The organism is Endozoicomonas sp., from assembly GCF_051008435.1.
GTDB lineage: Bacteria > Pseudomonadota > Gammaproteobacteria > Pseudomonadales > Endozoicomonadaceae > Endozoicomonas_A.
Window position 1 is genome coordinate 24,763 of the sequence record NZ_JBPCXO010000506.1, and the last position, 11,212, is coordinate 35,974.

General features: G+C 47.9%; 10 protein-coding genes. 9 read left to right on the plus strand and 1 reads right to left on the minus strand.

Annotated elements, in window-relative coordinates; translation table 11 throughout:
• Positions 1–44: 44 nt before the first annotated feature.
• The 7 genes from ACR2PX_RS25415 (at position 45) to ACR2PX_RS25445 (ending at position 6,793) form a co-directional block, all read left to right on the plus strand.
• Positions 45–2,348: an MlaD family protein gene (locus tag ACR2PX_RS25415; protein WP_434002149.1), complete on the plus strand. Its 2,304-nt coding sequence runs from the start codon at positions 45–47 to the stop codon at positions 2,346–2,348.
• Positions 2,349–2,520: 172 nt separating this feature from the next.
• Positions 2,521–2,913, plus strand: a complete 393-nt coding sequence (locus ACR2PX_RS25420; RefSeq protein ID WP_434002150.1) for an acyl-CoA thioesterase — start codon at positions 2,521–2,523, stop codon at positions 2,911–2,913.
• Positions 2,910–3,983 (plus strand): patatin-like phospholipase family protein, encoded by a 1,074-nt coding sequence (locus ACR2PX_RS25425; protein ID WP_434002151.1) that lies wholly within the window; start codon positions 2,910–2,912, stop codon positions 3,981–3,983. The genes ACR2PX_RS25420 and ACR2PX_RS25425 overlap by 4 nt, the downstream gene beginning before the upstream one ends.
• Before the next feature lie 191 nt (positions 3,984–4,174).
• Positions 4,175–4,663, plus strand: coding sequence for an Hcp family type VI secretion system effector (locus ACR2PX_RS25430; protein WP_434002152.1), 489 nt, complete (start codon positions 4,175–4,177; stop codon positions 4,661–4,663).
• A 156-nt stretch (positions 4,664–4,819) separates the two neighbouring features.
• Complete coding sequence (locus tag ACR2PX_RS25435; protein WP_434002153.1) at positions 4,820–5,275, plus strand: DUF6795 domain-containing protein; 456 nt, start codon at positions 4,820–4,822, stop codon at positions 5,273–5,275.
• Positions 5,276–5,302: 27 nt separating this feature from the next.
• Positions 5,303–6,472, plus strand: coding sequence for a lipase family protein (locus ACR2PX_RS25440; protein WP_434002154.1), 1,170 nt, complete (start codon positions 5,303–5,305; stop codon positions 6,470–6,472).
• Positions 6,473–6,505: 33 nt separating this feature from the next.
• Entirely contained in the window at positions 6,506–6,793 is a 288-nt protein-coding gene (locus tag ACR2PX_RS25445; RefSeq protein WP_434002155.1) for a hypothetical protein, read from the plus strand.
• A gap of 78 nt (positions 6,794–6,871) precedes the next feature.
• Here ACR2PX_RS25445 and ACR2PX_RS25450 read toward each other — a convergent pair whose 3' ends face one another.
• Positions 6,872–7,567 carry an arylesterase gene (locus tag ACR2PX_RS25450; protein WP_434002156.1) on the minus strand — a complete coding sequence of 232 codons (696 nt, stop codon included), beginning with the start codon at positions 7,565–7,567 and terminating at the stop codon, positions 6,872–6,874.
• Between the two features lie 16 nt (positions 7,568–7,583).
• Here ACR2PX_RS25450 and ACR2PX_RS25455 point away from each other — a divergent pair, with 16 nt between their 5' ends.
• A complete protein-coding gene (locus ACR2PX_RS25455; protein ID WP_434002157.1) occupies positions 7,584–8,315 on the plus strand; it encodes an ABC transporter ATP-binding protein in 732 nt (243 codons plus the stop codon).
• Positions 8,312–10,804: an ABC transporter permease gene (locus ACR2PX_RS25460; RefSeq protein ID WP_434002158.1), complete on the plus strand. Its 2,493-nt coding sequence runs from the start codon at positions 8,312–8,314 to the stop codon at positions 10,802–10,804. Before ACR2PX_RS25455 ends, ACR2PX_RS25460 begins: the two co-directional genes overlap by 4 nt.
• Positions 10,805–11,212: the final 408 nt, after the last annotated feature.

Consider the following 11,212-nt stretch of genomic DNA (forward strand, 5'->3'; position numbering starts at 1 on the left):
ACCTTTGCTGATGAAATCATTTCCAAGGTAGAAGGAGAGCAACCGTGAACGATGAAAAGATAGCCGTGACCGCTGATCTGAAAGAGCGTCGTCGTGTTCCTGCTATCTGGCTGTTGCCCGTGATTGCTTTGTTGATTGTTGTCTTTCTGATTTGGAGAACGCTTTATCAAAACGGTCTGGAAGTGCATGTTCACTTTGACAGTGCGAAGGGCATGAAGGTTGGAAAAACAGAAGTACGTTACAACGGTTTGGCTATTGGTAAAGTCGTTCGTATGACCATGACGGAAGATCTGGAAGGTGTTGATGTTGAGCTGGAAATAGATCGACAGATGGAAAACTACCTAAGAGAGTACAGCCAGTTCTGGCTGATTCAGCCTCAGCTTTCTGTAGCGGGAGTGTCCGGTCTGGATACTTTGGTCTCAGGTAACTATATCGCCTTCAAACCCTCCGAAAAGGGTGAAATAAAACGATCATTTTCTGCCCTGAGGTCACCCCCCACCCCTGGCATTGAGGAAGGTGGACTCAGTCTGATTTTACAGGCTGATGAATTATCATCGGTTCAGGAAGGAAGTCCGGTCTATTACCGTCGCCTGAAGATTGGAGAGGTGACTCGCTATACCCTCTCATCGGAATCCGAGAGGGTCGACATCCATATTTATATAAAGCCCGCCTTCAGTCATCTGGTACGAAAAAATACCCGGTTCTGGAATGCCGGTGGTGTGGATATTTCTGGCAGTCTGACCAATCTCAAGGTCAGGACCCAATCTCTTATTTCCATGATTCAGGGTGGAGTGGCTCTTTATACGCCTGAGTGGGAAGAGGAAGAGTCAGAAGCTTCTGATGGGGCCCGGTTTCCCTTGTTCAACGATTATGATGCAGCAGAAGCGGGTATCAGCATTTCTATAGAGTTTCCACTGGATGTCGCGCTGGGACAGGAAAAATCAAAAATACTCTTTCATGGTATGGAAGTGGGCGTTATCAAAGATACGTCGTTTAATGAGGATTACTCAGCCATTATTGCCGAGGCTGTGATTCGTCCTGAAGCCAAACCCATTCTGGTGACAGGCGCTCGCTTTTGGGTGGTGGTACCACAAATAAATCTGAAGGGAATCACCGGACTGGAGACGTTATTGGCTGGTCGCTATATCGCCATGGATGTCAGCCAGGTTGATATGAAAAAAGCTGAGCCAAAAACACAGTTCATTGGTCTGGGAAGCAAACCGCCAGCCTCTCCTTCCTCTCCGGGTTTACACCTTGAACTCAGAGCTGACTCTCTTGAAGGTCTGAATCAGGGTAGCCCTGTACTCTATAGAAAGCTGCCAGTGGGGGAGGTCGAGTCATACTCACTGGGGAAAGATGGCGTAGTGATCAAAATATTGATCAAACCCAGGTATCAGCATCTTGTGAATAAAAGCACTCTCTTCTGGAATATCAGTGGTGTGACTCTGGAAGGTGGTCTGCAGGGGTTCAAGGTAAGAGCAGGAACCCTCAATTCCATGCTTTCTGGTGGTATTGCTTTTAAAACCCCGGACTCAGATGCTGCCAGAGTGTCGAATAAAACCCGCTTTGTTTTGTATGACGATGTCGCCAGGGCCAGTGAGACGGGTAAAGTGATACATATTCTGTTTGAGTCGGCTGATGGACTTCAGATAGGAACACGACTGAAGTACAAAGGTCTGGAAATGGGACGAGTGACAGAATTAAATCTGGATGTTGATAAAAGAGCCATCCAGGCCAGAGTACTGCTCAAGGAAGGCGCTGGTTGGCTGGCACGATCAGACTCAAGATTCTGGCTGGTCAAACCCAAACTGGGACTGACCAATACAGCCCATCTGGAAACCTTGCTGACAGGTCTCTACATTGGTGTTTCACCTTCAACTTCACAGGCATCTGCTGAGCGTGAGTCTTTTGTTGCTGATCGTAGAGCACCCGATGACCAGCCGCTTTCAGCGGGCTTACGTATTCAGCTGGTCAGTGCTCAACTGGGGTCGATAAAACCGGGGAATCCGGTTTACTATCGGGAAATTCCGGTGGGAGTGGTGACTGGATTCAAGCTGGATAATCCTGCCGACAAGGTCATTATTTTTCTGAATATCGAAGATCGCTATGCTCCGCTGGTGACCGAAAAAAGCCGGTTCTGGAATGCCAGTGGGGTTGATATCAAATTTGGTTTGTTCAGTGGCGCCAAGATTCGCACGGAATCTCTGGAAGCGCTGCTAGCGGGTGGGATCGCGTTTGCTACTCCGGAACAGGCTGAAGCTGTTGCCCCGGAAACCGCTTTTGAGCTGGCAGACAAGCCAAATTCGGAATGGCTGAAATGGACTCCAGGTATTGTATACCCTGAGTAGTTCCCGACTTCCTGTCTTTGATTAAAACGATCGTTTGCATCTTTTTTTCATGCAGGCATCATAGAAGACCGTATCAACAATAATGCTAACAGCAGGAAGTCTGATTAGGAATTAAGCTTGTGCTTATGAGCTCTATTCACGGTCAGGCTTCAGGATATAAAGAAGAATACTGATGTACCTGCATACTCTTTCTCCCCGTTTTTGTGAAACAGATGCCCTGGGGCATATTAATAACACGGTTCTGCCCGTATGGTTTGAGCAGGCAAGGGAACCCATTTTTCGACTATTCTCTCCGGATCTGGATACTGAAACTTGGCGATTGATCATTGCCAGAATTGAAGTGGAGTTTACTGCACAGCTCAAGTACGGGGCTGATGTCGAGATCAGAACTTATCTGGAGAAGGTCGGGAACTCGTCCATGTATATCCATCATGAAGCCTGGCAGAAAGAAGTATTGGCTGCACGGGGCAAAACTGTTCTTATTCATTATGATTATGAAACAGAGAAAGCCGCTTCTATTCCTGAAGAAATCCGGCAAAAGTTGTTAGAGCATATTCAGAAATGAGTGATGTACTTGAAATCAGGGCCGGTTCCCGGGCTCTGACAAAAATACGTGATGAAGGTCTTCCCCAATCCAGTATTGACGTCATGTTGGGGGCTTCAGGCGGACCTAAATGGTTTGTGCTTTCAGGTCTGGATAAGGCTCTGATAGGCGAGTACTTCAAAGATAGAAAACAACCTCTGAACCTTCTGGGTACCTCTGCCGGAGCCTGGCGCTTCAGCTGCTACGCCCAGAAAAATGCCTTGGAAGCACATCATCGATTTGAACAGGGATACTTGCTGACCGAGTACTCTGCCGAGCCAGACGCTGAGGAAGTCAGCCGAAAATGCCGGGTTCTGATTCGTGATATGTTGGGAAATTCAGGGGCTGGTGAGGTTGTTTCCAATGCCATCATGCGGTTTAACCTGATTGCTGTTAAGAGCAGAGGTCTTACCAAAAGTGAGGCAAACTGGAAGCAGATGGCCGGACTGGGTCTTGCTGCTACCGGCAATCTAATCAGTCGGAAAACACTGGGAGCTTTTTTTACAAGGGTTCTCTTTCATCATCCTGACGCCGATGCTCCGTTTTATGGAATGGATAACCTGCCAACGCAGAGAGTGTCTTTATCCGAGGATAATATTCTGGATGCCATTATGGCTTCTGGCTCTATTCCTCTGGTGATGGAAGGTGTCAGGGATATAGCGGGTTCTCCAAAAGGGGTTTACAGGGATGGTGGTGTCATAGACTACCACTTTGACATGGCGTTTCCTCAGGGGGATGGGCTGACCCTTTACCCCCACTTTTACAGCAGGATGGTGCCGGGTTGGTTTGATAAAAGCCTGAAGTGGCGTAAGCCTGCCATTGAGCACTGTGATCAACTGGTGATGGTTTCTCCTTCCGAATCCTTTGTGAGCAAACTTCCTTACGGAAAAATTCCAGACAGAACAGACTTTAAACATTTCTCTTTCGATGATCGAGTGAAGTATTGGAAGCAGGTTATCGAAGAGAGCGACCGGCTGGGTGAGGCTTTTCTGGAAGCTGTTGCAACCGATAAGATTCGGCAGAAGATAAAACCTTTTTCAAGTTCGGACTAAAAGCGGGCTAAAAAAGGTGTCAGAGTGGAATTAAAACTCAGAGTTCATGCTTCTCAACTAAAAAGCTATTTGCTTTAATGCCTTCAGCATACGACGGAATCGGCAGAAAGAGTGTCTTCTGACTTCGAAGTTTGTCATGAATGCTGTCAATGCGTTCAGAAATAACAATGCAATGAAAGAGGATTTCAATCATGGCTATTTACATGAATTTCAACAGCAAGCAACCTGCGGGTAACGTAACCGCAAAAGGCTATGAGGATTGGATTGAACTGGACTCATTCAATTTTGGCGCAGCCCGCAGCATCACCATGGAAGCGGGTGCCATGTCCAACCGGGAAGCCAGCCGCCCCACACTTAACGAAGTCAACTTTACCAAAAAGCTGGATGCCGCTTCTGGTGGTCTTTTCAAAGAGTCTGTAACCGGTTCGGAAGGTGTCACCGTTCAGATTGATATTGTCCAGACCGGTGCCAATGCGGTGACCAAATACGCCAGCTATGTGCTGGAAGAGTGCATGGTTTCCGCTTACAGCGTGGGTGCTGGTTCTGGAGGCGCTCCGACTGAAACCATTAGTCTGAGCTATGCCAAGGTCGTTGCTGATCTGAGCCATGCCGACAAGACTCACAAGAACAAGAAAAACCTCAAGGTCGGTTACGACCTGACCACCGCTGAGCCTTTATAACACTCTTGTTTTAAGGTTCTCTCATGAGCACAGGAAAAAACAGATTCTGTGCTCTTCTCTTGCCTATACAATCTACCAGTATGAAGTGTTATGGGTCATGTATGCTCAGTGTTCCTGGGGTTATTCCTCTGCCTTCTCGCCATAAAGGGGTCTGCCATGTCGATTCTTGATATTGGAAAAATGTGCACTTTCTCGAAAGTATCGGGAGTCATTCTCAATAACGGGGAGCCGGTAGTTGGCGCAACAGTGTTGAGAGAGTCCGGTTATCAGAAGAAAGTCACGGATCAAACGACTACGGATGAAAAGGGCTATTTCGAGATGCCCGCAAAGTTTGAGCGTACTATCGCCAAATACCTGCCCATGGAATTTGTGGCAGGGCAAACACTCACTGTTGAGTTTGAAGGAGAAAGTCACAGTATATGGCGAAGTGTTAAGAGAAGTCGTGAAGAAAATTCTGAGTCAAAAGGAAAGCCGATTGAAGTTAAGTGCGACCTTCAAAATGAAGAAAAGCCAATTGTAGTGAATAGAGTCGTCACTATCACTAAATGTGATTGGAATGTTGAACCAGATGAAGATGATTTTGATGATTGGAAATTATTCAGTGATGAATAATCAACAAGGAAGGAAAAATCGGTGTCAATGTCAATAGAACCTAGGCTGGCAGCCAACATTGCGAGTGCTGTATATGCGCTATCTGAGAAGCCAACAATTGAAGATGCCATAACTGATATGAACGCTCTTTTCAATGGTAGTCTCGTTTTCTCCGAATCCAACCTCCTCAAAGGCAAAACCGGCGGTCCTGGCTTTATCAAGGTCAGAACTGCCTTCGGTTTTGTGCTGGAAGGAAAAAAGCAGCTGAAAGGTCATACCTTTGTCGTATTCCGTGGCACCCAATACCTGGCGGATTATCTCAGCAACGCCAATTTTTTTGTAGGCTCCTCCAATACTGGCCGCTCCGTTCATCAAGGCTTTATGAAAGCTTTTAACTCCATGCTGCCCCAACTTCGGGAGTTTACCGGCAAACTGTCCAATGGCTCACAGGTTCATTGCATTGGCCACAGCCTGGGGGGCGCGCTTGCGACTATCGCCGCAGAGTGGCTTTCTGTCGAAAAAGGTATCAGACCCAAGTTGTATACCTTCGGCAGCCCCAGAGTCGGTCTGCAAGACTTCGCTCATGGTACCACTCAACGATTGGGCAGTGAGAACATTTTCAGAGCCTGGCATAAAACGGATCTTGTGCCCATGATCCCTATCTGGCCCTTTTTCCATACGCCTGATTCAGGTCGGGATTACTTTTTGCCCTCGCCCGGATTTTCCCCCAGTATTGAGTGGCATTCCATGAGTCATTACATTCGTTCGGTGGGAAAAAAGTCCTGGAGTAAGCTTTACGCGCTGAGAGAACCTCAACCCACAGAATCAGATATCCAGCGATGGCTGGCCGATAAAACCCTCTTGTCCAGTACCTTGCCAGCCATTCAATGGCTTCAAAGTGCACTGGCTTATGTGGTTGGCAAATGCCTGTCTGCCATAGGCAGCAGTTATCAGATGCTGCAATCTACCCACTCAACCCTCATGGACACTCTGGCGTGGATTCTCAGTCGGGGCGTCAAACTGACCGACAAGCTGTCAGGCTGGGTGGTGCATCTGATGCGAAAAATTGCTGAGTTTCTGGGCATGCACAGACACGTGAAAACCGAGAAACCGGAAAAGCAGCTGATTCGCTATCTTCTGGAGCGTCTGTCAGGCAAAGTCAACCAGATGGCCAAAAATGTCCTGAGCCAAGTGCTGGCCGATGGTCGGGCCATTTAATGTAGAGAGTGAAAGGAGGATTGACAGAATATTATGGGTTTTTTAACTTTATTGTTCTTTACAATGGTTTTGATAGCTATCGGCTTATTCTGCTTTATGGGTGTAGGCTTTGCTGGAGGAGCAATGGCACAGAATCATCCCGGTCGCTTTGGTTGGTATCTTCCGGTTTTCTACTTACTTGCCTTTGCCACTATATTGTTTATCTGTTATCTGTGGGTTCAGTTCTTTTTGACTGAATCCTTGCCTTTCCAATGGACTTACTTGATATTGCCTGCTGGGCAGATTGCCCATATGATCCTTGGTGCTGTTGCTTCGACTTAGCTCGGATGCTTCTTGGCTTTCATGCCGAGCTTTGCCTCTGTAGTTCATTCATGGTTCACTGATGAGTGCAGGCCGAACTCAATTCAAAAGTGGCTCAAGAGTCGGCCAGACATTATCAAGAAGTTTCGGTTGTGCCCTGGCGGTAGGGTGTATTCCATCCGGCTGATTTAAATCACTGTTTCCAGCAACACCATCAAGAAAGAAAGGCACAGTCTTCAGGTTGTAGGTTTTGCCCAGCTCCTGAAAAGTTTGTGTAAATTTACGAGTGTAGAGAGGACCGTAATTAGGGGGGATCTGCATTTCAAACAGTACGGTTTTAACTTTTTTGTCCTGAGCGATTTGAATCATTTTTTCAAGATTCTGTTTCGTGCTATTTAAAGAAGTGCCCCGCAGCCCGTCGTTTGCACCCAGTTCCAATAACATGAGATCGGGTTTGTATTGATCAAGGGTTGACTGGAGGCGACTCAATCCCCCAGCCGTTGTTTCGCCACTGATACTGACATTGACTACTTTCCAGCCAGGGTTGGTTTGTTGCATTTTTTGCTGTAATAAATGAACCCAACCTTGATTGATTTCAATACCATAAGCCGCACTGAGACTGTCGCCAAAAACCAGCAGGGTTTTCTCAGTAGCAGCGGATGCACTCCAGCTCGCCGTGAGGCATCCGATAAAAAGACATGAGCTCATTAAATATTTTCTTGCCGCCCTTGTTGATGAGAAAGTTGATAAGAAAGGCGATAATAAAAATGGCTCGATCCCTATTAATTTAAACATCAGCAGACGACTGCGTATGACAACTGGCACAGAATCCTCCATTGCCGTTTCGGCGAAATCCCTGAGTAAAACAGTAAAAGCCCAGAGTGGTTCGCTCACCATCTTGTCCGGACTCGATCTCAAGATCAAGTCAGGGGAGTCTGTCGCCATTATTGGGACTTCAGGATCCGGAAAGTCAACTCTTCTGGGAATCCTGGCAGGGCTTGATCAGCCTACTGATGGTGAAGTAGCCCTGGCTGGAAAACGAATTGATCATCTGGATGAAGATGCCAGAGCCCGGGTCAGAGCCGATCATACCGGTTTTGTTTTTCAATCTTTCCATCTTCTGCCCAACCTGACCGCTTTGGAAAATGTCATGCTGCCCCTTGAGCTGGCGGGAAAAGATAAAGCCCAGGCACATTCCAGAACATTACTTGAAAGAGTAGGACTGTCTGAAAGGTTGACGCACTACCCCAGACAGTTATCTGGAGGAGAGCAGCAGCGGGTGGCTATTGCCAGAGCATTTGCCGGACAGCCTGACATACTGTTTGCCGATGAACCGACAGGCAATCTGGATGAGAAAACCGGAGAAAGCATTATTGATTTGCTGTTCGAAGTGAATCGAGAAAATAAAACGACGTTGGTTCTGGTTACTCACGACTTGCAGTTAGCCCAGCGCTGTCAGCGAATCTTGAAGTTGACTCAGGGACGTCTGGAAGAAGAGAAATCCAAAGAGAGCAACGCTGAATATGCCGGAGCAGCAAAATGAGTCGAAGTTTTTTGCTCTCGTGGCGTTTTTTACTCAGAGACTGGCGGTCAGGAGAACTCTGGCTACTGATGTTGTCTCTGCTGATGGCAGTGAGTGTTAGTACATCCATCGCGATTTTCAGTGAAAGGTTACAGCTTTCTCTGGGTAGACAGGTTGCCGAGGTGATGGGAGCTGATCTGGTCATCAGCAGTCCAAGACGACTGTCAGAAGAACTGAATCAGACCATAGAAGGCCAATCCGTCGAACAGGCGACTGTTCTGGAGTTTCCCTCGGTGGTTATGGCGGGGGATCAGATGCAACTGGTATCGGCCAAGGCGGTGACCAGTAATTATCCTCTGCGTGGGCATATGAGAACGGCTGATCAGCCTTTTGCTGCTGATGAAGTTGCTCAGGATACGCCTGGCAAAGGAGAAGTGTGGCTGGAGCCCAGGTTGTTCCCGCTATTGGGTGTAGAAGTCGGCGATACATTGCTTCTTGGGGAGGCTGAGTTCAGGGTTGCCCGGGCTATCACTCTGGAAACTGATCGTGGCAGTGGTTTCTACAGCCTGTCTCCTCGTCTGATGTTTAATATGAACGACCTGGATGATACCGGAATTATTCAGCCAGGCAGTCGAGTCTACTGGAAGAGGCTGATTGCGGGCGAAGCAGGCGAGCTGGCAGGATTTAGAAGCACCGTAGAACCTCTTCTAACGGACAGTGAAAAGTTGAGTCTGGCAGAAGACAACCGAGAAGATCTTCGCAGTTCAGTGGTACTGCTAAAGCAATTTCTGGGGTTGGGCAGTATTGCCGCCATGTTGCTGGCGGGTATTGCTGTAGCTATGACCAGTCGCCGTTTTGCTGAACGACGCTTTGATGGTATCGCAGTGATGCGGTGTATGGGAGCACAGCAGAATCAAGTCATGCAGATCTTTATCGGAGAACTGCTCTGGATTGCTGTTCTGGTCGCAGTGCCGGGTGTGATCATAGGTTGGTTATTGCAAGCTGGAGTGGTCAAGTTGTTGGCTGGAGTCTTGCCTGCATGGCTTCCCGAGGCGGGCCCTATGCCAATGGTAGTAGGTGGTTTGACCGGTATTATCACCCTGATCGGTTTTGGGCTGGCTCCTTTACTGAGATTACGGGAAGTGACTCCACTCAGGGTATTAAGGCGAGAACTGACACCTGCGGCGGCAGGTGTATGGTCTATTTATGGACTGTCTTTGATTTCCATGCTGGCTTTGCTCTGGTATCACACAGGTCAGTTGTTGATGACGGTGGGAATCATTCTTGGGGTCACTGCTGTCATACTGCTGATCACTCTGGCTATCAACGCTGGACTGGCAAGAGTCCAGCGTCGTTTGTCAGAACATCCAGTGCCCATGCCATGGAGGCTGGGTCTGAAACGATTGCTGCAAGAACAGGGGCAGACTTCTGCTCAGTTAATTGCATTCACCCTGACATTTATGGCCATGGCTCTGGTGTTATTGGTGAGAACGGATTTGCTGGAACGTTGGCAGCAACAATTACCGGAGAATACCCCCAATTATTTTGCAGTGAATATTCAGCCTTCAGAAGTTGAACCCTTCCAGAACTTTTTACAGAACAATGATATCGATGGAACGTCCCTCTACCCCATGGTTCGGGGACGACTTATTGAAATCAATGGGCAGCCAGCCAGAGAGGCTGTTTCAGAAGAACAGAGAGATCATAACTCACTGAATCGTGAGCTTAATATGACCTGGTCAGATCAGCCTGCACCTGAAGCAGAAATGGTGGAGGGGGAGTGGTGGCAACCCGGTGATACCGGTGAGATCTCCATAGAGACGTCTATTGTTGAGCATCTGGGAGTCAACCTGGGTGATGAGCTGACGTTTATGATTGCGGGTACGCCAGTGAGTGCTGAAGTCACCAGCATCAGGGAAGTTCAGTGGGAATCCTTTCAGCCCAATTTTTATATGGTTTTGCCAGAAGCTTCTCTGAAGAACTTACCCGCTACCTGGCTGAACAGTTTTTATCTGCCACAGCAGGAACGGTTGGTTTTGAATGAGTTGGTGCGAGAGTTTCCAACGATCAGTCTGCTGGATATGGATGCCGTTATCAGCCAGGTTCAGGGGATGCTGGAGCAATCCATTCTTGCGGTCGAAGCGATGCTCCTTGCATTACTGATGGCAGGTCTACTGGTTCTGGCATCGGCTATAGAAGCCAGTCTTGATACACGACTGCGTGAAGGTGCTCTGATTCGATCCCTGGGAGGGAGTAGAAAACAGCTCATGATCATGCAGGTGGGAGAGTTCTTCATTATGGGGGCATTCTCCGGCGTGATTGCTGTTGTGGGCACAGAACTCTGCAGCTGGTGGCTGAATGTTCAGGTCTTTGAGCTTTCCTGGCAGCCAGCTATCTGGCTCTGGTTCACGCTTCCCGTTGTCAGTGCTCTGCTGATCGGTCTATCAGGTTGGCTGGGTATTCGACGTGTTATCAGGCAGTCACCTGGAGTAGTGTTAAAACAGGAGTGATTGTTTGAGCTCATAATACCAATTGCACATTCTAACTACGCTATTGCGCTAGCAATCTGAACAACAGCCCTGCATTGGAACTCCTCGCAATAGCTAGCTATTACCGTTGTTCCGCCTTGTTCTGATGTCCAGCTTGCCATGCTCATTACGGTAGTTAGAAAATGCGATTGGTATAAGTTATTAACATCAAGGCGTGAGGCCTTTAGTCAATACCTTATCTGCCTAATTCGAACGTAAGCCAATAGGTCAGAGTCCATTTTCTTGGTGACTGTAAAAGTAACACTCGATTCTGCAGTTTTTAGCGTTTGACGAAGGAAGATTCTTGTGGACTGCGGAACCAGTCTACTACTGTGACTCCTGTACCAAGCCTGGCGAGGTACAATCAACATCACAGCAGCAGGCTGGCAA